The 23,626-nt window shown below is 60.0% G+C and carries 22 protein-coding genes; 13 read left to right on the plus strand and 9 right to left on the minus strand.

Translation table 11 applies throughout. The annotated features are described in order from the left end of the window. Positions 1 to 59: 59 nt before the first annotated feature. Positions 60 to 941, minus strand: a complete 882-nt coding sequence (locus D3Z90_RS08710; RefSeq protein WP_136475354.1) for a LysR family transcriptional regulator — start codon at positions 939 to 941, stop codon at positions 60 to 62. A 125-nt stretch (positions 942 to 1,066) separates the two neighbouring features. Between D3Z90_RS08710 and D3Z90_RS08715 the strand changes: the two genes are divergently transcribed. Further along, positions 1,067 to 1,513, plus strand: coding sequence for a PACE efflux transporter (locus D3Z90_RS08715; RefSeq protein ID WP_136475355.1), 447 nt, complete (start codon positions 1,067 to 1,069; stop codon positions 1,511 to 1,513). 6 nt (positions 1,514 to 1,519) lie between these two features. Here the strand turns inward: D3Z90_RS08715 and D3Z90_RS08720 are convergent, their stop codons facing one another. From D3Z90_RS08720 to D3Z90_RS08735, 4 genes are all read right to left on the minus strand, one after another. Then, positions 1,520 to 2,563, minus strand: coding sequence for a hypothetical protein (locus D3Z90_RS08720; protein ID WP_256658336.1), 1,044 nt, complete (start codon positions 2,561 to 2,563; stop codon positions 1,520 to 1,522). A gap of 109 nt (positions 2,564 to 2,672) precedes the next feature. Then, positions 2,673 to 3,371: a GntR family transcriptional regulator gene (locus tag D3Z90_RS08725; RefSeq protein ID WP_136475356.1), complete on the minus strand. Its 699-nt coding sequence runs from the start codon at positions 3,369 to 3,371 to the stop codon at positions 2,673 to 2,675. 16 nt (positions 3,372 to 3,387) lie between these two features. Beyond that, entirely contained in the window at positions 3,388 to 4,092 is a 705-nt protein-coding gene (locus D3Z90_RS08730; protein ID WP_136475357.1) for a FadR/GntR family transcriptional regulator, read from the minus strand. Positions 4,093 to 4,161: 69 nt separating this feature from the next. Then, complete coding sequence (locus D3Z90_RS08735) at positions 4,162 to 5,472, minus strand: C4-dicarboxylate transporter DctA (protein WP_136475358.1); 1,311 nt, start codon at positions 5,470 to 5,472, stop codon at positions 4,162 to 4,164. A 465-nt stretch (positions 5,473 to 5,937) separates the two neighbouring features. Here D3Z90_RS08735 and D3Z90_RS08740 point away from each other — a divergent pair, with 465 nt between their 5' ends. The 7 genes from D3Z90_RS08740 (at position 5,938) to D3Z90_RS08770 (ending at position 15,544) form a co-directional block, all read left to right on the plus strand. Continuing rightward, positions 5,938 to 7,635 (plus strand): bifunctional diguanylate cyclase/phosphodiesterase, encoded by a 1,698-nt coding sequence (locus D3Z90_RS08740; RefSeq protein WP_136475359.1) that lies wholly within the window; start codon positions 5,938 to 5,940, stop codon positions 7,633 to 7,635. A 115-nt stretch (positions 7,636 to 7,750) separates the two neighbouring features. Then, complete coding sequence (kdpF, locus tag D3Z90_RS08745; RefSeq protein ID WP_136475360.1) at positions 7,751 to 7,840, plus strand: K(+)-transporting ATPase subunit F; 90 nt, start codon at positions 7,751 to 7,753, stop codon at positions 7,838 to 7,840. Between the two features lie 8 nt (positions 7,841 to 7,848). Then, positions 7,849 to 9,543 carry a potassium-transporting ATPase subunit KdpA gene (gene kdpA, locus D3Z90_RS08750; RefSeq protein ID WP_136475361.1) on the plus strand — a complete coding sequence of 565 codons (1,695 nt, stop codon included), beginning with the start codon at positions 7,849 to 7,851 and terminating at the stop codon, positions 9,541 to 9,543. A gap of 10 nt (positions 9,544 to 9,553) precedes the next feature. Next, positions 9,554 to 11,608, plus strand: a complete 2,055-nt coding sequence (gene kdpB / locus D3Z90_RS08755) for a potassium-transporting ATPase subunit KdpB (protein WP_136475362.1) — start codon at positions 9,554 to 9,556, stop codon at positions 11,606 to 11,608. A gap of 16 nt (positions 11,609 to 11,624) precedes the next feature. Further along, the gene (gene kdpC, locus D3Z90_RS08760) at positions 11,625 to 12,185 is read left to right on the plus strand and encodes a potassium-transporting ATPase subunit KdpC (RefSeq protein ID WP_136475363.1); all 561 of its coding nucleotides are present in this window, start codon (positions 11,625 to 11,627) and stop codon (positions 12,183 to 12,185) included. Positions 12,186 to 12,194: 9 nt separating this feature from the next. Next, positions 12,195 to 14,855: a sensor histidine kinase KdpD gene (locus D3Z90_RS08765; RefSeq protein WP_136475364.1), complete on the plus strand. Its 2,661-nt coding sequence runs from the start codon at positions 12,195 to 12,197 to the stop codon at positions 14,853 to 14,855. Next, positions 14,852 to 15,544 carry a response regulator gene (locus tag D3Z90_RS08770; RefSeq protein ID WP_136475365.1) on the plus strand — a complete coding sequence of 231 codons (693 nt, stop codon included), beginning with the start codon at positions 14,852 to 14,854 and terminating at the stop codon, positions 15,542 to 15,544. Before D3Z90_RS08765 ends, D3Z90_RS08770 begins: the two co-directional genes overlap by 4 nt. Before the next feature lie 16 nt (positions 15,545 to 15,560). Here the strand turns inward: D3Z90_RS08770 and D3Z90_RS08775 are convergent, their stop codons facing one another. Next, on the minus strand, positions 15,561 to 16,601 hold the full coding sequence (locus tag D3Z90_RS08775) for a patatin-like phospholipase family protein (RefSeq protein ID WP_136475366.1): 1,041 nt from the start codon (positions 16,599 to 16,601) through the stop codon (positions 15,561 to 15,563). Positions 16,602 to 16,758: 157 nt separating this feature from the next. On the opposite strand from D3Z90_RS08775, the gene D3Z90_RS08780 reads away from it, so the two are divergent. The 3 genes from D3Z90_RS08780 to D3Z90_RS08790 all read left to right on the plus strand — a co-directional run bounded on the left by D3Z90_RS08780 (position 16,759) and on the right by D3Z90_RS08790 (position 18,701). Then, positions 16,759 to 17,037, plus strand: a complete 279-nt coding sequence (locus D3Z90_RS08780; RefSeq protein ID WP_136475367.1) for a hypothetical protein — start codon at positions 16,759 to 16,761, stop codon at positions 17,035 to 17,037. Between the two features lie 14 nt (positions 17,038 to 17,051). After that, positions 17,052 to 17,819, plus strand: coding sequence for a CHAD domain-containing protein (locus D3Z90_RS08785; protein ID WP_136475368.1), 768 nt, complete (start codon positions 17,052 to 17,054; stop codon positions 17,817 to 17,819). A gap of 81 nt (positions 17,820 to 17,900) precedes the next feature. Continuing rightward, positions 17,901 to 18,701: an acyl-CoA thioesterase II gene (locus D3Z90_RS08790; RefSeq protein WP_136475369.1), complete on the plus strand. Its 801-nt coding sequence runs from the start codon at positions 17,901 to 17,903 to the stop codon at positions 18,699 to 18,701. 17 nt (positions 18,702 to 18,718) lie between these two features. On the opposite strand, the gene D3Z90_RS08795 is transcribed toward D3Z90_RS08790, so the two are convergent. The 3 genes from D3Z90_RS08795 to D3Z90_RS08805 all read right to left on the minus strand — a co-directional run bounded on the left by D3Z90_RS08795 (position 18,719) and on the right by D3Z90_RS08805 (position 21,531). Next, positions 18,719 to 19,081, minus strand: coding sequence for an Mpo1-like protein (locus tag D3Z90_RS08795; protein ID WP_136475370.1), 363 nt, complete (start codon positions 19,079 to 19,081; stop codon positions 18,719 to 18,721). Between the two features lie 75 nt (positions 19,082 to 19,156). Further along, positions 19,157 to 20,635, minus strand: coding sequence for a methyl-accepting chemotaxis protein (locus tag D3Z90_RS08800; protein ID WP_136475371.1), 1,479 nt, complete (start codon positions 20,633 to 20,635; stop codon positions 19,157 to 19,159). Positions 20,636 to 20,724: 89 nt separating this feature from the next. Further along, complete coding sequence (locus D3Z90_RS08805) at positions 20,725 to 21,531, minus strand: TatD family hydrolase (protein WP_136475372.1); 807 nt, start codon at positions 21,529 to 21,531, stop codon at positions 20,725 to 20,727. 158 nt (positions 21,532 to 21,689) lie between these two features. Here D3Z90_RS08805 and D3Z90_RS08810 point away from each other — a divergent pair, with 158 nt between their 5' ends. Continuing rightward, complete coding sequence (locus D3Z90_RS08810) at positions 21,690 to 23,099, plus strand: transglycosylase SLT domain-containing protein (protein ID WP_136478902.1); 1,410 nt, start codon at positions 21,690 to 21,692, stop codon at positions 23,097 to 23,099. A gap of 218 nt (positions 23,100 to 23,317) precedes the next feature. After that, on the plus strand, positions 23,318 to 23,626 hold the full coding sequence (locus tag D3Z90_RS08815; protein ID WP_136475373.1) for a hypothetical protein: 309 nt from the start codon (positions 23,318 to 23,320) through the stop codon (positions 23,624 to 23,626).

The raw sequence follows: 23,626 nt of genomic DNA on the forward strand, positions 1-23,626 counted from the left end.
AAGTCAGAATGCCGCAGGGGAACGTCAGGTTTATTCTGCCAGTGGTGCCGGGTAAACCCTTATGCGCCGAGCATCCTGACCAGTTCTTGCGCCGCTTTCTGCAGGGGGTGGCTTTGCCGCCAAAAGGCATGCACGGGCAGTTGCAGTTCGTTGCGGGTGTTGTTGAAATCCAGGCGCAGCAAGCGTCCGGCCTTGAGGAGCGGAGCAACCCGTGACAACGGAAAATCGCCCCAGCCCAGGCCCGCCTCTACCATCTCCAAGGCCATGCTCAAACTATCGGTGCGCCACTGGGCTTTGCCGATCAGTGCGCGTGTATCGGTGATCGGCAGATCGTGGCTGGCTATCAGGATTTGCCGGACATTGACCAAGTCTTCGAGGTAGGCAATTTGCCGGGGGTGGTGCGCAAGGGCAGGGTGCTGCGGCGAGATAACTGCCACCAATGACTCCATGCCGATATTCTGGAAGCGTTGCTGCGGATCGACGGTCAATCCGGCAAAAGCCAGGCACAAACTGACTCGCCCCTGCTGCAGCAACTGTAGGGCCTGCTCCTGTGGGGCGTTGAGGATTTCGATGTCCAGTAATGGGTAGCGTTCGCTGACGGCTTTGATCGCGGTCAGTAGTGGACGGTGATCGATGTCCGGGACCACGCTGATTGCCAGCGTGCTCTCCAATCCCAGAGACAGCTCAAGGGCATGTACCTGCAGCAGCTCCAGTTGCCCAGCGATCATGCGTGCATGGGGTTCGAGGGCTTGGGCCAGGGCGGTCGGACGGGTTTCTCGATGCGTGCGTTCGAACAGCGGATAGCCCAATTCCGCCTCCAGGTTGCCAATCGCCATGCTTATGGCCGAGGGCACCCGGCCCAAGGCACGCGCAGCGGCAGAGAACGAGCCACGATCAAGTACGGCAAGGAAAAGCTCGATGTTGTCACTGGAGAAATTCAAAGGGTACTTCCTGTTGTCAGTAAAATTGATAGCTGCTGACTTTTTCTATCAGAAATATTGACGCACTCTTGCGCGCCTCTGCAACCCGGATGGGCTGCGTTTGATGACGAAATTGAGGTGGTAACGTGCAAGGGGTGAAACGCAAACTGGTCTATGTGAGCGCTTATGAAGCAATTGGCCTGTGCATGTCGACCTTGGGCCTGGCCTATTTGTCGGATACGGCGCCAAGCAATACCGGCCCGCTGGCGGTGATGATCACCACCATCGCCATGGCCTGGAACTTCATCTACAACACGCTGTTCGAGTATTGGGAAAGCAGTCAGGTAAAGCGTGGGCGCAGCGTTGCCCGGCGCGTGGCGCATGCCATCGGTTTTCAGCTGACATTAGTGGTTTACCTGATCCCGCTGATTGCCTGGTGGCTGGACATGAGTCTGGTCGAAGCCTTCCTGGTGGACCTGGCTTTCATCATTCTGATTCCTTGCTACACCTTTGTGTACAACTGGCTGTTCGATCGCATTTTTGGCCTGCCGACCTCTGCTCAGGCGGTAAATGACAATCGCGCTGTCGCTTGAGGCCGGTTACGGCGCCGGCAGCACAATACGTAGCGAACCGCTGTCGGGTTCAATGCCCATACGCCGGGTGCCGAGCAGGCCTTCCTCGATCTCGCCGGACAAGTAATACACCCCGGCCATGGCGCCAGTCTTGCGGTTGTCCATCAGCTCTCGCCATTCCTCATTGAGCGCAACATTGAGGATCACCCGCAGTTGCTCGATCATGGCGGGCTGTTCCTGATTGTGGGTGATGACGCCATAGCCCGCCGCGGCCACTGAGATCAGTGAGCCGGCAACGCGGCCAACCGCCGTTGCCACTGCGCTGGCGATACCGCGCGGCGCCAGGGTTGCGCCGAGTTTTTCACTGGCCTGTTGGGCCACCGAGGATAGGCCGACATCCGAGCGTTGGGTGCCAGCGCGCACTGTACTGTGCATATGCCCGACCAAGGCGGCATAAGCGGGTTGCTCGGCAAGCGGTTTGCTGAAAAGCAACTGGTAGAGCGAGGCATTGCGCGCGGCCGGCGGCCCGAGGTTAATCGCCTGGATTCGCGTCAGGCGTAGATTAAACTGCTGCGCCGGTGCGCGATAACGCTGGGCAATTTGCTGCAATTGCTGGCCCAGTAGCTGGATATACAGTTCCATGGCGCGATCACGAATCCCTTCGGGGTCGATTTCCTTGGCGACCTGGTCGAGCACCTGGCGGTGATACTGCTCTTGCAGATAAAGCGCCAGGCGCTTCTCTGGCGGGTCTTTACCATCGCCACTGTTCATTTTGTACCAAGCGACTTTCATGGTCAGCCACTGCTGGGTCCAGTAACCAGTGAACCAGGGAATGAACTCGCTTTCGGTGAACTGCTGCACGCGATCCCTCCATACGCGCATGGAGCGTCGGGCATAGTCGTTGACTGAACTGGTACTGGCCAGGGAGGCCTGGATGATTTCCCGGTCGATCTGCTCCCAGGTGGCAGGGCTCAGTTGCACCGGGGGAGGTTCGACGGGCTTTTGTCGCGAGGCGCAACCGCTTAGTGCAAGCAGAATCACCAACAGAAAGAGAAGGGCACGGGGGGTCACAAGCGCTACCCCCTTGCGACAGGATTATCTCTCAATATTTTTCAGTATAGGCAGTTGCCGAGGTGCAGGCGCGAGCCGCAGCCGGGGATAGACGAACAGCGTGCGCATTTCAGTCGCCAACCACAGACTGCAGATCGAGTTTGGCTTCGATATGGTCCAGATGCTCGTGCATGAGGGTCAGGGCAGCACTGGCATCACCCTGCTCCAGAGCATCGATGATGGCCGCATGTTCTTGCCAGGCGCAGTGACTGCAGGGACGCGTTTCGTATTGGGCGATGATCAATGAGGTCTGTGGTACCAAGCCATTGAGAAAGCGGGTCAGTGGGGCATTGTTGGCGATCTCCGCCAGTTTCAGGTGGAATTCACCGCCCAGGCGAATGGCCGTGCAGCGCTGGCCTTGCTCATGGTGCTGGCGTTCACGGGCGACCAGTTCGCGCAATTGGCGGATCTTGGCCGGTCGCGAGCGTTGTGCCGCCAGGGTGATCAACGTGGTTTCGGCCAGGCGTCGGGCGCTGAGGATTTGTCGCGCCTGTTGTGGGTCAGGCGCGGCCAGACGGGCGGTATGGCTGGGGCGCTGGACGATTACCTGTTGATCGCACAAGCGGCCCAACACCCGGCGAATCACCGTGCGGCTGACGCCGAACGCTTCACCCAGTGCCTGTTCAGGCAAGGCACTGCCCGGTGCCAGGCGCTGTTCAAGAATCGCATCGAACAGGCGCGGATAGATCTGCTCGGCTGACAGGCGCACTTCGCCGTGGGCAAGCAGGACAGGCAGGGCGGTCACAGACGCTTGGGCGCTGGTGTTCATCAATGCTCTCCTGGGGTCAGATGACCGGATGTTCGTCCGGGATATTCAGTTCGATACCCATGCGCCGACCTTCCTGGAGTATGTGGTGGCGCATTTGCGCGCTGGCCTGGGCGCTGTTCTTGTTGCGAATGGCGCGTACCACTGCTTCGTTTTCCTCCAGGCGCGCCGCCAGGTGCTCAGGAGAGTTGCGCAACACCGCAGCACTTTGCTTGAGGGCATTGCTGGTCTGTTGCACCACACTCTGGAAAATCGGGTTGGCAGTGAGGGTGAACAGCTCTTCATGGAAGGCGATGTAGGCATTGACCCCAGCTTCGCTGTCTTGCGCGTCGAGGGCTTCGCGCATGTCCATCAGGGTCAGGCGTAGCTGGCCGATTTCCTTGCTGCTCACAGACTGGGCCACCAGGCCGACGATGAACGGCTCCAGGGTGTAGCGCAGTTGCAGGACATCCTCCAGGCTGGCTTCTGCCACCGCGGACTGTGGTGTGGCACTTTCGGCCAGCTCGGCGTCCAGCACCAATACGCCTTTACCAGGCATCGAACGCACCAGACCGAGGGTCTCCAGGACGGTTACCGCTTCTCGCAGGCTGGGTCGGCTGATACCCAATTGTTCGGCCAACTCGCGCTGGCCCGGAAGCATGTCGCCGGAGCGCCATTGACCTCGGGCCAGGGCTTGGCGAAGTTTTTCCACTACCGAATTCACTACAGTCGATGAAGTAATCACTGTTCACTCCATGAGAACACTTGCATGGTTTGCTCCTGTGGCCGGCACCCTTGGCGCCGGCCACTTCACTCAGAACTCTTGTTGGTGGGCGTGGGGTGTCTTGCGTTGGGCAAAACCAAAACCCTGTTTACCGGCCAGCACATTATTGGCCCGCTCCATGTCGATATCACCTTCCCAACGGCCGATGGCTACGGTGGCCACGCAGTTGCCGATCAGGTTGGTCAGCGCCCGGCCGATCCCCATGAACCAGTCCACGGCCAGCACCAGCACCAGACCCACCACCGGAATCGCAGGAATGGCCGTTAGCGTTGCCGCCAGAATTACCAGCGCCGAGCCCGGAATACCGTGGGCACCTTTGGAGGTGATCAGCGATACCAGCAAAATGGTCAGCAGGTCGGTCATTGCCAGCGGTGTGCCGGTAGCGTTGGCAATAAAGACAATAGCCAACGTCAGGTAGATCGAGAAGCCATCAAGGTTGAAGGAGTAACCGGTCGGGATCACCAGGCCGACAGTGGAATTGCCAATCCCCAGATGCTCCAGCTTGCGCATGATTTGCGGCAGTACGGCGTCCGAGGATGCGGTGCCCAGGACAATGGTCAACTCTTCGCGCAGGTACTTGATGAACGGCAGGATACGCAGGCCCGACAGGCGCATCACGGTACCCAGAATCAGCAGCACAAAACCTGTGCAGGTCAGGTAGAACAAAGCGACCAGGCCACCCAGGTGCTGCAGCGATTCGAGGCCATATTTGCTGGTGGTGAACGCGATGGCACCGAACACGCCGATCGGCGCCAGGCGCACGATCATGCCCATGATGCGAAAGATCACATGGCTCAGCTCGTTGATCAGTCGCGAGATGCCCGAGGCGGCTTCACCTACCAGGTTCAAGGCGCTGCCGAACAGTACCGAGAACAGCAGCACTTGCAGGATGTTGTTGTCTGCGAAGGCACCGATCACCGACGTCGGGATCAGGTCCATGAGAAACGCCGCGGTGCCGTGGATGTGCTGGCCGCGATCAGCCAGGTTGCCAGCCTCAGCGGTGGAGAGTTGATCGAGGTGGATGTTGGCGCCACTGCCGATTCCGGAGGTAAAGGCAAACACCAGGCCGATGACCAGGGCAATGGTGGTGAGGATCTCGAAATAGATGACCGATTTAAGCCCGATGCGGCCAACCTTCTTCAGGTCGCCTGCACCGGAAATACCGCTGACTACAACGCAGAACACGATCAGTCCAATGAGCATTTTTATCAGCTTGATAAAGCCGTCGCCCAAGGGTTTCAACTGTAGGGACACTTCGGGAAAGCTGAGGCCACAGGCGACGCCTAGCACCAGGCCGAGCACTACTTGGAGGAAGATCGAACGCGAGCACCATTTGAGCATGGGAGGGATCTCTGATCGGTGTCCTTGCTTCGATGCCTGGAAGGGGCGAAAGAGCGGAGGACTTAATTATTGTGGTCTTACCGGTATGTCCAGTGCGTAGTTAGTGTATGCGCGGGTTTTCGGGCTTTGCAAGAGGTCTTTGGATGAAAGGTAGCAACAACTGGTCAGACCGGTTCGAGTGCTTCAGCGCGTAGGGTCGTCAGCGCTTACTAGGCCTAAATGTCGGGGTGTGTTATCTATTTGACTGTTTGGTCAGTAAATTTTTGTTGAAAATCAATTGGTTGTTTAAATCCATAAGCATTTGGTCGCAGCTGATTTCGTCACATTTGCTCATGAAATGTGATGTAATTCGTGTGGTTATTACCAACCGTCTACGTTAACCACCCGGCGTAGACGGCTGCTTCGAACTAAAGAATCAGTGCTGGTCGAGCGCTGCAATCGCTTACCCACTGGTACGAGATTTTCATGGACGATAATTACCGCACGGCTGTTGATGCAGCCGCGATTTTTTCCGAAACCGACTTGAGTGGCAGGATCACTTACGTCAACGAGCAGTTCTGCAGTATCTCGGGCTACAGTCGCGATGAACTGCTGGGGGCCAATCACCGCATCCTCAACTCCGGCCTGCACGACCCGGCTTTTTTCGAGGGTATGTGGACTGCGCTGGTTGCCGGCAGGATGTGGAAGGGCGAAATCTGCAACCGCGCCAAGGATGGTTCGCTGTACTGGGTCGACAGCACCATGGTGCCGCTGATCGATCCTGCCAGTGGCCGGGTGCGCAAGTACGTGTCCATCCGCTTCGACGTGACCGAGAAACGCCAGTTGCTGCATACGCTGCAGTGGCGGGTGGGGCATGACGTGCTGACCGGGCTGCCCAATCGTGCATACCTTTCGGACTTGCTGAATCAGGCGCTGGAGTTCTCCCGAAGCAAGGACATCGCCCTGGCTGTGTGCATGCTCGATCTGGATGGTTTCAAGGCGGTCAATGATGGCTATGGCCATGCCTGCGGCGACTTGTTGCTGGTCGAGGTCGCCAACCGCCTGAAGGGCATCTTGCGCGGTGGCGACGAAGTAGCGCGCCTTTCGGGTGACGAGTTCGTGCTTATTTTGCGTGCTGTGCAGGACTCCGGGCAATTGCACCTGGCCTTGCAGCGAGTTCTCAAGGCGGTTGCAGCGCCGTATTCGATCAAGGATCGTGAGGTGAGTGTCAGCGCCAGCATCGGGGTGACGCTGTTTCCCCTCGACAACGAAGACGCTGACACTCTGGTACGGCATGCCGATCAGGCGCTGTATGTCGCCAAGCAGAGTGGACGTAATCGCTACCACTTGTTCGATGTGTCGCTGGATCGTGAGGTCAAGGCTACCCACCAGACCGTGGCTCGGGTGCGTCAGGCCTTGATCAAGGGCGAGCTTTGCCTGCATTACCAACCCAAGGTCAACATGCGCAGCGGCCAGGTTCTCGGTTTCGAGGCCTTGCTGCGCTGGCAGCATCCGATCAAGGGTTTGGTCGCGCCGGCCGATTTTTTGCCACTGATAGAGCAGACGGACCTGATTGTCGACATCGGCGAATGGGTAATCACCCAGGCCATGGCGCAAATGCAGCGCTGGCAGCAGGCCGGGCACGTTTGGCCGGTGAGCATCAACATCGCGGCGCGGCACGTTCAGCGCAGCGATTTTGTCGAGCGCCTGACAATATTGCTGGGGCGTCACCCCACCGTAGCGCCGCAGATGCTCGATCTGGAAATTGTCGAATCGGTGGCGATCGAGAATATTCAGCGTGTGAGCCAGTGTCTTGAGGCCTGTCAGCGACTGGGTGTGCAGTTCTCTCTGGATGATTTCGGTACTGGCTATTCGTCCCTGAGTTATCTCAAGCGCCTGCCGACGCGTACTATCAAGATCGATAAATCCTTTGTTCGTGACATCCTCAACGACCATGACGATCTTGCTCTGACGCGGGCAGTGATTGGTCTGGCCAGGGCGTTCGGGCGCGAGGTGGTCGCTGAGGGTCTGGAGACCATCGAGCACGGGCAACTGTTGATGGGACTGGGCTGTGATGTCGCCCAAGGCTATGGTATTGCCCGGCCCATGCCGGCAGAAGCCGTTATCGACTGGGCCGCCGGCTACGTGCAGCCGCCACAGTGGCTGGCATTGGCGGGGCACTGATAGCGTTCTTTACGCATTCTTTATGATCTGGCCAGGGCTCTGGTCTCGCACCTTTACAGCAGCGCTACCGAGAATGACCGTCAGCGGCGAAGTGCCGTAAGGACGGAGAGTTGCGATGAGCATTCTGGATGGGGTGGCCCTGCTGTTGGCAGTGGCGTTGATGATCTACCTGATGGTCGCGCTGCTGCGCGCCGACCGGGGATAGGAGCCGCCATGCACAGTTACGATTACGCGTTGCTGCTGGCGTTCTTCGCGCTGGTGCTGGTCCCGGCGCCCTGGCTCGGGCGTTTTTACTACAAGGTGATGGAAGGTCAGCGCACCTGGCTGTCCCCGGTACTGGGGCCGCTTGAGCGGGGATGTTATCGATTGGCCGGGGTCGACATGCAGGTCGAGCAAAGCTGGAAGCAGTACACCCTGGCCTTGCTTGCATTCAACCTGGCCGGTTTCGTTCTGGTTTTTTCGGTGTTGCTGCTCCAGGGCTACCTGCCGCTCAACCCGCAACACTTGCCAGGCCAGGAATGGTCACTGGCGTTCAACACCGCAGTGAGCTTTGTCACCAACACCAATTGGCAGGCCTACAGTGGCGAAGCCTCGGTCAGCTACCTGAGCCAGATGATGGGGCTGACGGTGCAGAACTTTGTCAGTGCTGCCACGGGGTTGGCCGTGCTGGTCGCGTTGTGCCGTGGTATTGCGCGGCGCTCGGCCCTGACACTGGGCAACTTCTGGGTCGACATGACCCGTGCCACGCTCTACGGCTTGCTGCCGCTGTGCCTGCTGTTGGCGTTGCTGCTGGTATGGCAGGGCGTGCCGCAAACCTTCGGTCACTACATCCAGGCCCTGACCCTGCAAGGCGCTGACCAGACAGTTCCGCTCGGCCCTGCGGCCAGTCAAATTGCAATCAAGCAATTGGGTACCAATGGCGGTGGTTTCTTCGGCGTCAACTCCGCGCACCCCTTCGAGAACCCGACGGCCTGGAGCAACTTGTTCGAGATGGCCTCGATCATCCTGATTCCCGCGGCGTTGGTGTTCACATTCGGTCATTACGTCAAGGATCTGCGTCAGAGCCAGGCAATCATTGCCTGCATGTTGGCATTGTTTCTGATCGGTGGCGGTACTGCACTGTGGTCGGAGTACCAGGTCAATCCGAGCTTGAACAACCCGCAGGTAGAGCAGACTGCTCCGCTTGAAGGCAAGGAAAGCCGCTTTGCTACCACCGCCAGTGTGCTCTGGACGGTGACTACAACCGCAGCCTCCAACGGCTCGGTGAACAACATGCACGACAGTCTCAACCCGGTCAGCGGCATGGTCGCGTTGGTCAACATGATGGTCGGTGAAGTGATCTTCGGTGGCGTCGGTGCCGGGCTCTACGGCATGTTGCTCAATGTGTTGATCGCGGTGTTCCTGGCAGGCTTGATGATTGGTCGCACACCGGAGTATCTGGGCAAGAAACTCCAGGCCCGAGAAGTGCAACTGCTGGTGGCAACCTTGCTGGTAATGCCGGTCGGTGTGCTGGTGCTGGGAGCCTTGGCGGCGAGCCTGCCAGGTCCTGCCGCCGCGATCAGCAATCCTGGTGCGCATGGTTTCAGTCAGTTGCTTTACGCCTACACCTCGGCCAGTGCCAACAACGGGTCAGCGTTCGCCGGCTTCGGTGCCAACACCACCTTCCACAACCTGATGTTGGGCCTGGGCATGCTGATTGGCCGCTTCGGCTACATCCTCCCAGTGCTGGCGCTGGCGGGCAGCCTGGCGATGAAGAAAGCCGCGCCGCAGGGTGAGAACAGCTTTCCGACTCATGGCCCGTTGTTCGCCACGTTGCTGGTGGTCACCATCGTATTGGTGGGTGGCCTGACATTCCTGCCGGCCCTGGCCCTTGGCCCTGTCACCGAACACCTGAGCCTGGGTTTCTGAGGAACGAATGATGAATATGCCCATTCCTGAAGTGAAAGCCGCTCCGGCCGCCATGCCGCCGACTACCTTTGCGGCACTGTGGCGTCCGGCGTTGGTACAGGCTTTCGTCAAGCTCGACCCACGTCAGCTCAAGCGCTCACCCGTAATGCTGGTGGTGGAGTTGACTGCGATATTCACCACCTTGCTGTGCCTGGTTCCCTACAGCCAGGTGCCTGTGGCGGTGGCGGTGCAAATCGCCGTGTGGCTGTGGTTCACCGTGTTGTTTGCCAATTTTGCCGAAGCCCTGGCAGAGGGACGTGGCAAGGCGCGCGCCGACAGTCTCAAAGCCGGTAGCCAAGGTCTCAATGCCAGGCGGCGCAATGCCTCGCGCAGTTTCGAGGTGGTGCCGGCGAGCAGCCTGCGCAAGGATGATGTGGTCAAGGTGTTGGCAGGCGAGATGATTCCCGGCGACGGTGAAGTACTCGAAGGCATTGCTGCGGTGAACGAAGCGGCGATCACGGGTGAGTCGGCGCCAGTGATTCGAGAGTCTGGTGGTGATCGTTCGGCGGTAACCGGTAACACGCGCCTGGTTTCCGACTGGCTGCTGATCCGCATCACCAGCAACCCCGGCGAGTCGACCCTGGACCGCATGATCGCCCTGGTCGAAGGCGCCAGGCGCCAGAAGACGCCCAACGAAATTGCCCTGGATATCCTGCTGATCGGTTTGAGCATGATTTTCCTGGTCGTGGTGGTCACGCTGCAACCCTTCGCCCATTTTGCCGGCGGCAGTATCCCCCTGGTGTTTCTGGTGGCGCTGTTGGTCACCTTGATCCCCACCACCATCGGTGGCCTGTTGTCGGCCATTGGTATCGCCGGCATGGATCGCCTGGTGCGTCTCAATGTTATCGCCCGTTCTGGCCGCGCCGTGGAAGCGGCCGGAGACGTACATGTGCTGATGCTCGACAAGACCGGCACCATCACCTTCGGCAATCGTCGTTGCAGTGCCTTGCACGCCGCTCCCGGTGTGACTTCCAGGGAGTTGGGCGAGGGCGCCTTGCTGGCGTCGCTGGCGGACGATACCGCCGAGGGCAAGTCGATCGTCGAGTTCCTGCGCCAGGCGCATGATTTTGCCGAGCCATGTGCAAATCAACTGACGCCAGTGGCGTTCAGCGCTGAAACCCGGTTGTCGGGTGTGGATTATCAGCAGCGACGGTTTCGCAAGGGCGCAGTCGATTCGGTGCTGGCGTTCGTTGGTATGCAGCGTCTGGAAATGCCCGCGTCCTTGTCGCGTGAAGTGGACAAGATCGCCCAGAGTGGCGGTACCCCGTTGCTGGTATGTGTCGACAAGCACCTGCTGGGCGCGATTCACCTCAAGGATGTGGTCAAGCCGGGAATTCGCGAACGTTTTGCCGAACTGCGCAAACTGGGCATTCGTACCGTGATGGTTACCGGGGACAACCCGCTGACGGCGGCTGCAATTGCTGCCGAGGCAGGTGTCGATGACGTCCTCGCCGAAGCTACGCCCGAGAAAAAACTGGCGCGCATTCGCCAGGAGCAGAACGACGGGCGGCTGGTTGCCATGTGCGGTGACGGCGCCAATGACGCCCCCGCGCTTGCGCAGGCCGATGTCGGCATGGCCATGAACGACGGCACCCAGGCGGCCCGCGAAGCTGCCAACATGGTTGACCTGGACAGCGATCCGACCAAGCTGCTGGACGTGGTTCAGGTTGGCAAGGAGTTGCTGGTGACTCGTGGTGCCCTGACGACCTTTTCCATTGCCAACGACGTGGCCAAGTACTTCGCCATTCTGCCGGCACTGTTTGCGGCACTTTATCCGCAATTGGGTGTGCTCAACCTCATGCAACTGAGCAGCCCGCAAAGTGCGATCGTTTCGGCGATTGTCTTCAACGCCTTGATCATCGTGGTACTGATTCCGCTGGCCTTGCGTGGGGTACGGGTGCAAGCCGCCAGTGCCGCACACCTGCTGCGCCGCAACCTGCTGATCTACGGGTTGGGCGGGCTGATCGTGCCGTTTGCCGGGATCAAGTTGATCGACATGCTGCTCACTGCTTTGCATCTGGTCTGATACCAGGGAGACGACCATGACAACTTACGTACGTCCGGCCTTGAGCCTGATTCTGCTGATGACCCTGATCACCGGAGTGGTGTATCCGCTGGTGGTCACCGGGGTGGCACAAGTTGCCTTTCCCGAGCAGGCCAATGGCAGCCTGCTGCGTGATGACCAGGGCAATGTGCGCGGCTCGCTGTTGATTGCCCAGGCGTTCGAGGGCGATGCCTGGTTTCACTCACGACCTTCTGCTGCCGATTATGCAACGGTCGCCAGTGGCGCCAGTAACCTGGCACCGAGCAATCCAGCGCTGGCCGAGCGCATCAATCAACGTGCTGCGCAGCTGTATGTAGCGGCGCAGGGTGCGGTGCCGCTGGATCTGCTGACGACCTCCGGCAGCGGCCTGGACCCGCACTTGTCGCCCGCCGCCATCGCTTATCAACTGCCGCGGGTAGCAGCGGCGCGTCAACTCAGTGTCGAGGCCTTGCAAGCGTTGGCCGAGCAGTCCACCCTGCAGCCATTGATCGGACCACCGGTGGTCAATGTACTGGCTCTGAATGCCAGCTTAGAACGGCTGGCCCCGACGTCAAAGTAAGGATAGGCAGTGAGCGATAGCAACTCCGAACGCGCTGATGCGTTGTTGGCCGGGCTGCCGCGCGAAGGGCGCGGCAGGCTCAAGGTGTTCCTCGGTGCCGCGCCGGGAGTGGGCAAGACCTACGCCATGCTCCAGGCCGCCCATGCCCAGGTACGCCAAGGTGTGCAGGTGCTGGCGGGGGTAGTTGAAACCCATGGCCGCGCTGAAACCGAATCCTTGCTTGCCGGGTTGGCGCAGCAGCCCCTGCTGCGTTGCGAGTATCGCGGCGTGCAGTTGGAAGAGATGGACCTCGATGGCTTGCTCAAGGCCTCGCCACAACTGGCGCTGGTCGACGAGTTGGCCCACAGCAACGCCCCCGGCAGCCGCCACGCCAAGCGCTGGCAGGATGTGCAGGAGCTGTTGGCTGCGGGCATAGACGTCTACACCACGGTCAACGTCCAGCACCTTGAAAGTCTCAACGACCAAGTGCGCGGTATTACCGGCGTGCAGGTCCGTGAAACCCTGCCGGACTGGGTGTTGCAGGAAGCCTTTGAATTGGTTCTGATCGATCTGCCACCACGGGAATTGCTTGAGCGTTTGCGCGAGGGCAAGGTGTACGTGCCCGAACAGGCGAGGGCGGCAATCGATGCGTTTTTCAGCCAGACCAACCTTACGGCGTTGCGTGAGTTGGCGATGCAGACCGCAGCGGCACAGGTGGATGCCGACCTTGCCCACGGTTATCGCCAGCTCGGCCAGGATGCACCCTCTTTGCGCGGTCGCTTGCTGGTCGGGGTCGATGGTAATGTCCAGGCCGAGCGCCTGGTGCGCCATGCCTGCCGGGTGGCCCAGCGCCGCCACCTGCCCTGGAGCATGGTGCATGTCGACAATGGCAAACTGCGCGACGAAGCAGCCCGCCAGCGTTTGCAGGCAGCCCAGCAATTGGCGGAGCGCCTGGGCGGTGAAGTGGTGCTGCTGCGCGCGGGCGAAGTGGCCAGGACATTGATCCAGCATGCCCTCGAACGGCGCGCCAATCTGGTACTGGTCGGCCAGTCCCGTGATCGCCTGCGGCGGCGGTTGTTCGGTGCCGGTGTGGCCACGCGCTTGTTGCGTGAAGCCCATGGCCTGGAAATCAACGTACTCGACCGTGACGACCGGCCTGAGCCGCAAAGTGCGGCGGTTAAGAAGGTCTGGGTCTGGCGTCATTACCTGTTGGCGCTGATTGCAACCTTGCTGGCAGCAGGCATCGCCTGGGGTGTGTCCACGGTTTTGGCACTGCCCAACATCTCCTTGGTGTTTCTTGCCGCGGTGTTGCTGGTGGCGGTGCGCAGCAGCCTGGGTCCGGCCCTGGCCTGTGCGGTCATGTCGTTTCTGACTTACGACTTTCTGTTCATTCCGCCGAACTTCTCCTTCAGCATCCAGCGTGAAGAGGACGTGCTGACGTCGCTGTTTTTCCTGTTGATGGCAGCACTCACCGGTAACCTGGCCGCACGTCAGCGCCGGCAATTGCAGGCGCTGCGTGAAACCCAGGAGCAGACCAACCAACTGCTCGACCTGACGCGCAAACTGACTGCCGCCACTGACCGACAGGCCGTGTTCAACGCCGCCGGGCAACACCTCGATGGCTGGAACGATTTGCAGGTGTGCCTGCTTGAACGGGATGTCGAAGGACGCCTGCAGGTTGCCACGGCCAGCAACGTGCAATTCAACGATAACGAGCGGGCTGCCGCCGATTGGGCCTGGCAGCATGATCAGGCCGCGGGCCTTGGCAGCGATACCTTGCCCAATGGGCGTTGGTGGTGGTGGCCGCTTTCTGTCGAAGAGCAGCCGCTGGCGCTGATCGGTGTGCGTCCGCGTCAGGGCCAGAGCCTTACCCCGCAACGCCGGCGCCTGCTCAAGGCGCTCAGCCAGCCTCTGGCCCAGGCCCTGGCCCGCGCACGCCTGGCTGAACAACTTGAGGCCGCGCGCCTGCACGGTGAAACAGAGCAATTGCGCAGCGCATTGCTGGCCTCGGTTTCCCATGACCTGCGCACGCCGCTCACCGCCATGCGCGGCAGCATTGACAGCCTGCTGGCCCTGGGCGAAGCGATCCCTGCAGCCGACCGCCAGGAGTTGCTTGAAGGTACGCGCAACGAAGCCGAGCGCCTGGACCGTTACATCCAGAACCTGCTGGATATGACACGCCTGGGACATGGCGGATTGAAACTGGCCCGCGACTGGGTGGCGCCAACCGACATTGTCGGCAGTGCCCTTAACCGCTTGCGAGTGCTACTGACACCGTTGCAGGTTTCCACTGAAGTGCCGGATGGCTTGCCGTTGCTGTTTGTCCATGCTGCCCTGATCGAGCAGGCGCTGGTCAATGTGCTGGAGAACGCGGCGCGTTTCTCGCCCACCAATGGGCGCTTGCAGTTGCGCGTATCGGCTGACGATGAACAGTTGAGTTTTGCCGTCAGTGACGAAGGGCCCGGTATTCCGCCAGCGGATCGCGAGAAAATTTTCGACATGTTCTATACCGCCGCGCGGGGGGATCGCGGCGGGCAAGGCACGGGTCTTGGTCTGGCGATTTGCCAGGGCATGATCGGGGCGCACGGTGGGCGAATTCTGGTGGGCGAGGGCATCGATGGCCACGGCACCTGCATCACTTTATGCTTGCCGCTCCCCGCGCAGCCCGAGCCTGAAAGCGAAGCCTTATGAGCCAGATAGCAACCCTTCTGGTCATCGACGATGAACCACAGATTCGCAAGTTCTTGCGCATCAGCCTGAATTCTCAAGGCTATAAAGTGCTGGAGGCCGCCACCGGCGCCGAAGGCCTGGCCCAGGCGGCACTCACCCGGCCGGACCTGGTGGTGCTGGATCTGGGCCTGCCCGACATGGATGGCCAGCAGGTACTGCGCGAATTGCGTGAATGGAGTGCGGTGCCGGTTCTGGTGTTGTCGGTACGTGCCAGTGAGGTGCAGAAAGTCGAGGCACTGGATAACGGAGCCAACGACTACGTGACCAAACCGTTCGGCATCCAGGAGTTTTTGGCACGGGTGCGTGCACTCTTGCGCCAGGCGCCGCAGGCCACGGCCACCGATGTGGCACCGAGTTTTGGTCCGCTGACGGTCGACCTGGCCTTTCGCAAGGTGACCCTGGATGGGGTTGAAGTTGCCCTGACTCGCAAGGAATACGCACTGGTGGCGCAACTGGCTACGCACCCTGGGCGGGTGATCACCCAGCAGCAACTGCTCAAGGATATCTGGGGACCTACCCATGTAGATGACAGTCATTACCTGCGCATTGTCGTGGCGCATGTGCGGCAAAAGCTAGGTGATGATCCGACAGCGCCGCGCTTTATCATCACCGAGCCGGGTGTGGGGTATCGGTTGGTGGGGCCTGAGTGAATTGGATGGATTACGCTCAGCGCCGCTCCGCCTCATAGTTATCCAACGTATCGCGAGCAATCTCCCGCCCCAGGGCGATCAACTCCGGCGCCTTGTAAAACTCGAAGAAGCGACATACCCGCTTGGGCACGTTGATCAACACATCCGGTGGATAACCGGCAATCTTGTATTGCGCCAACGAAGTTTGCATGACCTCGAAGCTCTGGTTGATCAAGTCCAGCAGTGAAGCAGGGCCGACGTTGTCGATGATGAACGATCCCGTCGCTGATTTCGGTGCACCGTCCGTTTCCGGCGCTGCAGCCGGTTGCTGGGCTTCAGGATCGGCTGCATCACTGAGCCAGGGGTTGGGAACATGCACCGCCTGGGGCTCGAACTCTTGTTGGATGCGCATCAGTTGTTCAGCTTGTTTGCGTCGGAACGGCAGGTGTGAGCCCAGAGAGCTGATCAGGTTATCAAACCGCAACTTGAAGGCGGCCGGCCGTTCGATCACCGGCAATTGATACTGTTTCTGGTTGGTCGAGTTGAGGTTCACCGCAATGATCATGTCGCAGTGGCTGGAAACCACCGGAATGATTGGCAAGGGGTTGAGAATTCCGCCGTCGACCAACATACGGTTACCTTGCACCACCGGGGTGAACAGGCTGGGGATTGCTGCCGAAGCACGCATGGCCTGATGCAGGCAGCCTTCCTGAAACCAGATTTCCTGCTGGTTGGTGAGGTCTGCAGCTACTGCTGTGTAAGGAATGCGCAGCTCTTCGATGTTAATTTCACCGACAATTTTGCGAATCTGGCCAAACACCTTTTCCCCGCGAATGGCGCCCAGGCGAAAGCTCACATCCACCAAACGCAGCACATCCAGGTAATCCAGGCTTTCGATCCAGTTGCGATACTCATCCAGCTTGCCGGCAGCATAAATGCCGCCAATCACCGCGCCCATCGAACAGCCGGCCACGCAGGCGATGTCATAGCCCCGTCGTTCCAACTCCTCGATCACGCCGATATGCGCATACCCTCGGGCTCCGCCCGAGCCCAGTACCAATGCCACGCGTTTACTCATGATGGTTCCCGGCTTGACTGCGTCGATGGTCTAACAATGCGCCCTTTCGTGTCTGTGCTTCAATCGTCATTAGCGCTGCGCTACGCTTTGCAGGGCACTTTTGTTCTTTCTGGTCGTCGAACACGCCACTTTGTGTATTTATTTTGAGGTATTACCGATGAAAGCCTGGATTTGCCTGCCTCTGATTGCTCTGGTCCTGACCGGCTGCGCTGGCAAGACTGCCTATCGCGATAGTTGCGCCAATCAGTTGGATTCGGCCTGGAAGGAACTGGACCTGGCCAAGGCTGAAGGTTTCGCCGGAACAGTCAGCTATTCCAAGGCGTTGTCATTGTTGACCGGAGCCAAGACCCAGCAGCAGTTCGAAGCCTTTGAAGGATGCAGCAACAAGGCGGAAAAGGCCCGTTTCTATATTCGTGAATCGCGCGCGGGTCGCTGACTAAGGAGAACACCATGTCGGTCATGCTCGACCATGTGATTGCCCAGGTACTGGCCTTGCAGATTCGTTTGCTCAGCTGTCAGGCGCGTCTGGCGGCTGACACCGACGGCGAAGCGTTGCACGACCTGCGCATCGCCACTCGGCGTTTGCGCAGCTTGCTGCGACCATTGCGTGAGCTGCCCGGCGTCGAGCAGCTTGAAGGGGCGGCAAAAGCGCTGGGCAATCTGACGACGCCGTTGCGTGATCGCGAGGTACTTGCGGCGCAGTTGCTCGAACGCGAGCAGATGGTGGCGGCACAGACGCGCCTGGTGCATCGTCAGGCAACTTTTGCCAGCGTTGCCGAGAGTGCCGAGTTGGGGCGTTTGCTGGCAATTATCGACGCCTTTCCGATTTTTCTGCGGGCAGCTGAGCGCGAGGGTTTGATCCGCCGCTTGCACCGGCGTATCGACAAGCGCCTGGAGAAACAGTGGGACAAGCTCCGCGAGGCGTTGCAGGACCCGGCCCACGATCGACACCGTCTGCGTCTGCTGATCAAGCGCGTGCGCTATGGCGCGCAAGCCTATCCGCAACTGGAGCACGCCGGGCGCCGCCTGCGGCGCTTGCTCAAAGCCGCGCAAAGCGATTTGGGCAGTTGGCATGACCATTTGCAATGGCTGTTGCAAGCCGACCAGCAGCATGACCTCAGGCCTTGTGTCGATCACTGGCAGGCACAGTTGCACGACGCCGAACAACGGGCTGATGTGACGCTGGAACGCTTACTCGTGGTGCTTAAGCAGCGATAAGCCGCTTATATGGCCGAAATGCGGGCTGTCGCTGCCGGCTGTGCTGGTTAAGATCGGATTTTTCCCACGGATGAAGTCGGCATGAATTTCTCGCAATTACTCAAGACAGTCCGTCTGCATCCCCAGGCAGTCTCCATTCCTGCCAGCTGGGCGCAGGGGCGTGCCTGTTTTGGCGGTTTGATGGCGGCACTGCTATACGAAACCATGCGTGCCAAGACATCACCTGGACGTCCAGTGCGCTCCCTGGCTATCACCTTTGTCGGGCCCGCCGAGCCGGATGTGCCGATCAGTTTCGAGGTGGAACTGCTGCGCGAAGGCAAGGCAGTCAGTTCGCTGCTCGGCCGTGCCATGCAGAACGGTCAGGTAGTCACCCTGATGCAGGGCAGTTTTGGTGGCGGGCGTGAGTCAGTGGTCGACGTTGCAGCATTGCCTGCTGTGGAAATGCGCAGTGTGGACGAGTCCGCGACCGAACTCCCTTACATCAAGGGAATAACTCCCGAGTTCATGCAGCATGTATCGCTGCGCTGGGCGATTGGCGGTATTCCTTTCAGCAACAACCACTCGCGCAGCATGGGCGGATGGGTGAGGTTGCGCGACGAAGGTGGTGACGAAACCTTGAGTGAAGCGCACCTGCTGGCATTGGTAGATGCCTGGCCACCGACCTTGCTCTCGCACCTGAAACGGCCAGCGGCAGGCAGCACCCTGACATGGACCATCGAGTTCGTTCAGCCAGTGCCGAGCCTGACCACCCTGGACTGGTGCAAATACTGCGTGCAAACAGAACATGCCCGCGATGGTTACGGCCATGCAGCGTCGGCCCTGTGGACCGACAAGGGCGAATTACTGGCCATCAGCCGGCAGACAGTGACCGTCTTTGCCTGAGCCTTGCATGCAAACCTTCAGTGGCGATGGCGGTCCCGCCAGGCGCGCCACCATGCACCGCTAAGGACGAAGCGCGGAAAAGTAATGAACTGCTCGACCAGCAGTCGCCCGACGGCATCCTTACGGCTGCTGAAGGGCTCCGGCTGTTGTTTCTCGAGGCGATGGCCCTGGCGTTGCAGGCCAAGGGCCGCGATCAAGGCGATAATGCCGACGGCCAGTTGCGCGAGGTCCAGGGAGAACAATCCGGACAGCACCAGCAGCACACCCAGGATGAACAACGGCACGGCGATCAAATGCAGCACCAGGTTGGTCGGGTTGCGGTGGTTGTGGTGATAGCCGCGCCATTGCCAGGCGTGCAGATTGGGTAAGCGTTTGCTCATGGGCAAATCCTCAGGGTTATGCCTGAAGAATAGTGCGGCCCCCGCAAGGGGGCCAATGAGCGCCAGCTATGAGGCTTATAGCTTTAGTTGGCCAATGGCCTTGTTGAGCTCGCCAGCGAGGGTGGCCAGCTCGCTGCTGGTGGTGGCCGAATCGACCGTCTGTTGCACGGTCTCTTCGGTGACGTCACGAATGCTCACCACCGCGCGATTCATTTCTTCTGCTACCTGACTTTGTTGCTCGGCGGCGACTGCAATCTGGGTATTGCTTTCACGCATCTGCGCCACGGCGCTGGTGATCTCGGCCAGGGCGGCCCCTGCCTCCTGAGCCTGTTGCACGCAATCGTCAGCCTTGAATGAGCTTTCCTGCATGAAGTCCACGGCATCGCGGGTGCCTGCCTGCAGCGCTGAAACCATGGTGGTGATTTCGTCGGTGGAGGCCTGCACGCGCTTGGCCAGGTTGCGCACTTCGTCGGCGACAACGGCAAAGCCGCGGCCCAGGTCTCCGGCGCGGGCGGCTTCGATAGCCGCGTTGAGGGCCAGCAGGTTGGTCTGTTCGGCAATGCTGTGGATGACGCTGACTACACCATTGATCTTCTGGCTATCCTCGGCCAGTTGGCGAATCATCTCGGCTGTTTGCTGTACACCGCTGGACAATCCTGAGATCGAAGTCTGCACCCGGCTGACCACTTCCTGGCCACTGCCAGCCAGCGTGTCGGCAGTCTGCGACAAGTCCCGGGTAGCACCGGCGTGTTGGGCGATGTGGTAAACGGTGGCGGTCATTTCGTTGATAGCAGTGGCGGCCTGATCGGTTTCGCTCTGCTGCCCGAGCATCCCGTGGCGTACATCGTTCATGCTCGAGGCCAGGCGCGCAGCACCTGAATCGAGCTGTGCAGCCGTACGCGCAACGGTGTTGACCACGCGGTGGTAGGTGGTCTGCATGGCATTGAATGCGCTGGCCATCTGGCCGACTTCATCGCCGCAGGACAAGGGGACCCGCGCCGAGAGGTCGCCGGTCTTTTCCACATGCAGCATCACATCCTTGAGGGTGTTGAGCTGGCTGAGCAAGAAACGGATCAGCAACTGCGAGGCGCAGAGCATGGCCAGCATCAGGATCAGGACGCAGATCGCGTAATTGGTGAAACGGTCGGTAAACACCTGTAGCAGGCTGGGGGAGGGCGCAAGGACCGCGATCTGTTGGCCTTCGCGGCTGATGACCTGGGCGCCGCTCACTGGGTTGGTGCCAGTCAGTGCCAGGCCGTGCAGCTCTACCCAACCCTGGGCATTGGCCAGGGCCTCAAGGTTTTCATCGGCAAAGGACGGCGCTTGTCCAGGGGCGTACTGCAACCACAAGGGGTTGTGCGGCAGGGCTTGGCCTGCAGGCCAGGCAGCCAGCAATTGGGCCTGCGATTCGGCTCTGGCCTGGGCTTCCTGTGCCCGGGCCTGCTGCTCAAGATGTACGGCATACAGCACCACGAACAACGTCGTTACGAAGGCCACTGCGTTGACGGCCCAGAACTTGTATTTCAAGGAGATATTGCTAAGCCAGGCACCCATGGAAGGTCTTCTCTGATTGAGCGGAAACAAACATTATTGGCAAGGTGCCATCATTGTGCCGCAGCGCACAGGTTGTGTGTTGATATGCGTCAAATAATCACGGGCAAGCCAAAGAAACTGCGGGCGCAAGCACTAGTATGAGCGGCAAGTCGCTCGGGGCTTTCGCCACGATGCAGCGCAACTTCGCGCAATACTTCCGTGAGGAATGCCGGTTCGTTGCGGCCGCTCTTGGGCTTTGGTCGCAGGCTGCGTGGCAGCAGGTAGGGGGCATCACTCTCCAGCATCAGACGGCCTTCGGGGATACTGCTGACCAACGGGTGCAAGTGGGTGCCGCGACGTTCATCGCAGATCCAGCCAGTGATGCCTATGTGCAGATCAAGATCCAGGTAGCCGAACAGGGCGCTGCGTTCGCCGGTGAAACAGTGCACGACCGCGGCGGGCAGGCGGTCGCGATAGTCTTTGAGGATTGCCAACAGCCGCTCGCTGGCATCGCGCTCATGGAGAAACACCGGCATCTGCAGTTCGGCCGCCAGGGCCAGTTGCTCCTCCAGGGCTTTTTCTTGTTGAGGGCGCGGCGAAAAGTCACGGTTGAAGTCGAGCCCGCATTCACCCACTGCACGCACGCGCGGTTGCACCAGCAAAGCGCGCAAGTTGCGCGCGCTAGCAGCGTTCCAGCTACTGGCGTCATGGGGGTGTACCCCGGCGGTGCTGAACAAGCGCTGGCCGCTTTCATCCAGCGCCAGGCACAGTTCCAACGCTTGCTCGCTACCCTCAAGGCTGGTGCCTGTGACCAGCATTTGCACCACACCGGCGGCTTGGGCACGATCGAGAATCGCTTGGTGCTTGTCGGCAAAACTTGGGTTGGTCAGATTGACGCCGATGTCGATGAGTTGCATGGTGCTACCTCAGGCCGGTGGCCGGCCAGCATAGCAAAGCTCGAAGGATTTCGATAAATCGAAGAACTTCAATGAGTTGTCGTGGTCTTTTGCGGTCAATTGTCATGGAACGACCGCACACTATGGCGCCAACCCCACACGCGCGGACCTTGCATCGGATGACCCGAGCGCTGTTTCTGTTGATTGTGCTTAGCCTAGGGCTGCTGCAGGCAGGGCCTGCGAGTGCGCGTTTGCCCGGGCCACAACAGTCGACGGTCAAGACCCAGGTTCGAGACCTTGCACAGATTCGCAGCAGCCGGGTGCTCAAGGTACTGGTCAATCAGAGTCGCAATAGTTCCGGTGAAGTCAAAGGCGAGTCGGTGGGGGTTGAATACCATCGCCTGCGTGCCTTGGAGCATTACCTTAACGCTCGCGCACGCGATGGTCAGGAAATTCGCCTGAAAATCATCCCCCGAGCCAAGGAGCAGTTGTTGGCTGCATTGCAGCGTGGTGAGGCCGACTTAGCGGCGCCGGGCGAGTTGCTCGATCCGACTTCCACACGCGGGTTGGTCGCCAGCGATCCGGTGGTGGATAACGTTCAGATGGTGTTGGTCGGACGCAAGGGGGAGCGCAGTTTCCAGCGGGTCGAACAGTTGTCTGGCCGAACCTTGGCCCTGACCAGTGCCAGCGCCGCCGGAGATACCTTGCATGAGATCAACCAGAAGCTGGCCTTACGCAAGTTGCCGCCGATCAAAATCGAATGGGTCGATCCTACGTTGGCGGTGGAAGATGTACTCGAGATGGTTCAAGCCGGCATTTTTCATCTAACGGTGGTCGAACAGCCGATTGCCGAACGCTGGGCCAGGGTCATGCCCAAGCTGCGTATCGATCGCAAAGTGCAGGTAGCCGCTCCCGAGGCCATGCGCTGGTATGTGCGACGCGATGCGGTAATGCTGCACGCCAGTGTTGACCGCTTCCTCCAAGGCTATCGACCACCGGCGAACCAGGACGCGGCTTTTGAGCGTATCTACCGGCGCCTGTACCGGGTTCACAACCCGCTGGCGCGCAAGGATCGCAAACGCCTGGAAGCGTTGCGTCCAGTGTTGCAACGCCATGCCAGCGAGCAGAATATCGATTGGTTGAACCTGGCTGCCGTAGCCTTCAAGGAGTCCTCGTTGAACCCCGCGGCCCGAGGTGCCGGGGGAACCCATGGGTTGATGCAGATTACCTCGAGTGCGGCCCAGCGGGTGGGTGTGAGCAATATCAGCAATGTCGACGGTAATGTGCAGGCCAGCGCGCGGTACATGGCACTGATTCGGCGCAAGTTCTTTTCCAGCAACCAGCTCAACGAGCGTGAGCGCATGGCATTCACCCTGGCTGCCTACAACCTGGGGCCGGAGCGGGTTCAAGCCATGCGTGCCGAAGCTCGCAGGCGTGGGCTCAACGGCAACCAGTGGTTTTTCCAGACCGAGCGTATCGCCATGGAGCAGGTGGGGATGGGGCCGGTCAGTTATGTGAACAGCGTGAACAAATATTTCCTGGCATTTGATCGCGAGCGGCTGTCGCTTGAGCAACAACGGCGCAAGTGATTGGCGTCTGTCCGTATGCGTGCAGATCACTGGGGACGCTTTATCCGGGTTGACATTCTGCCCGCAGCTTCTCTAGGATGCTGACTTGCGCCGATTTAAACAGCTACTTGCGGGGCGCAGGAGGAACCAAAAAGGTTTCACCAAATACCGCTAAAGCGCTGGTTCGGTGACGCCTCCCACCGCAGCCCAGCGGGATCTGCGAGGCGGAGAAATACTCCATGAGTTGTCCACGTACCAGTGTCTGTTTGACCCCTCTGCCTGCTAGCCAGGCCACTCGCGTGCCGCGCATCCTGCTGGGCGGTAGCCATCAGCCTACACTTCTTCGCTTTCTCGATGGTTGGCCGCGCCGCAAAGGCAGCGCCACTGCATTTTTGATCCAGTTCGCCGATACCCGCGCTTCCCTCGACCAGTTTGCCAGCGACCGCTTCGACTTGGCTGTAATTCAGTCGCCAAGTGCCGAAGACGCCGCCGAGGTGATCGCTCACCTGACCCGCGTTGCGCGGCAAGGCTTGATCACCCGCGGTTGA

Source organism: Pseudomonas sp. DG56-2 (genome assembly GCF_004803755.1).
GTDB classification, from domain to species: Bacteria; Pseudomonadota; Gammaproteobacteria; order Pseudomonadales; family Pseudomonadaceae; genus Aquipseudomonas; species Aquipseudomonas auratipiscis.

Coding starts and splice junctions, on each gene's coding strand:
- D3Z90_RS08790 (WP_136475369.1), top strand. CDS start 17,901: ATGAATTTCTCGCAATTACTCAAGACAGTCCGTCTGCATCCCCAGGCA.
- kdpF (WP_136475360.1), top strand. CDS start 7,751: ATGAGCATTCTGGATGGGGTGGCCCTGCTGTTGGCAGTGGCGTTGATG.
- D3Z90_RS08725 (WP_136475356.1), bottom strand. CDS start 3,371: ATGAACACCAGCGCCCAAGCGTCTGTGACCGCCCTGCCTGTCCTGCTT.
- D3Z90_RS08740 (WP_136475359.1), top strand. CDS start 5,938: ATGGACGATAATTACCGCACGGCTGTTGATGCAGCCGCGATTTTTTCC.
- D3Z90_RS08735 (WP_136475358.1), bottom strand. CDS start 5,472: ATGCTCAAATGGTGCTCGCGTTCGATCTTCCTCCAAGTAGTGCTCGGC.
- D3Z90_RS08810 (WP_136478902.1), top strand. CDS start 21,690: ATGACCCGAGCGCTGTTTCTGTTGATTGTGCTTAGCCTAGGGCTGCTG.
- D3Z90_RS08775 (WP_136475366.1), bottom strand. CDS start 16,601: ATGAGTAAACGCGTGGCATTGGTACTGGGCTCGGGCGGAGCCCGAGGG.
- kdpB (WP_136475362.1), top strand. CDS start 9,554: ATGAATATGCCCATTCCTGAAGTGAAAGCCGCTCCGGCCGCCATGCCG.
- D3Z90_RS08785 (WP_136475368.1), top strand. CDS start 17,052: ATGTCGGTCATGCTCGACCATGTGATTGCCCAGGTACTGGCCTTGCAG.
- kdpA (WP_136475361.1), top strand. CDS start 7,849: ATGCACAGTTACGATTACGCGTTGCTGCTGGCGTTCTTCGCGCTGGTG.
- D3Z90_RS08815 (WP_136475373.1), top strand. CDS start 23,318: ATGAGTTGTCCACGTACCAGTGTCTGTTTGACCCCTCTGCCTGCTAGC.
- D3Z90_RS08800 (WP_136475371.1), bottom strand. CDS start 20,635: ATGGGTGCCTGGCTTAGCAATATCTCCTTGAAATACAAGTTCTGGGCC.
- D3Z90_RS08795 (WP_136475370.1), bottom strand. CDS start 19,081: ATGAGCAAACGCTTACCCAATCTGCACGCCTGGCAATGGCGCGGCTAT.
- D3Z90_RS08805 (WP_136475372.1), bottom strand. CDS start 21,531: ATGCAACTCATCGACATCGGCGTCAATCTGACCAACCCAAGTTTTGCC.
- D3Z90_RS08780 (WP_136475367.1), top strand. CDS start 16,759: ATGAAAGCCTGGATTTGCCTGCCTCTGATTGCTCTGGTCCTGACCGGC.
- D3Z90_RS08770 (WP_136475365.1), top strand. CDS start 14,852: ATGAGCCAGATAGCAACCCTTCTGGTCATCGACGATGAACCACAGATT.
- kdpC (WP_136475363.1), top strand. CDS start 11,625: ATGACAACTTACGTACGTCCGGCCTTGAGCCTGATTCTGCTGATGACC.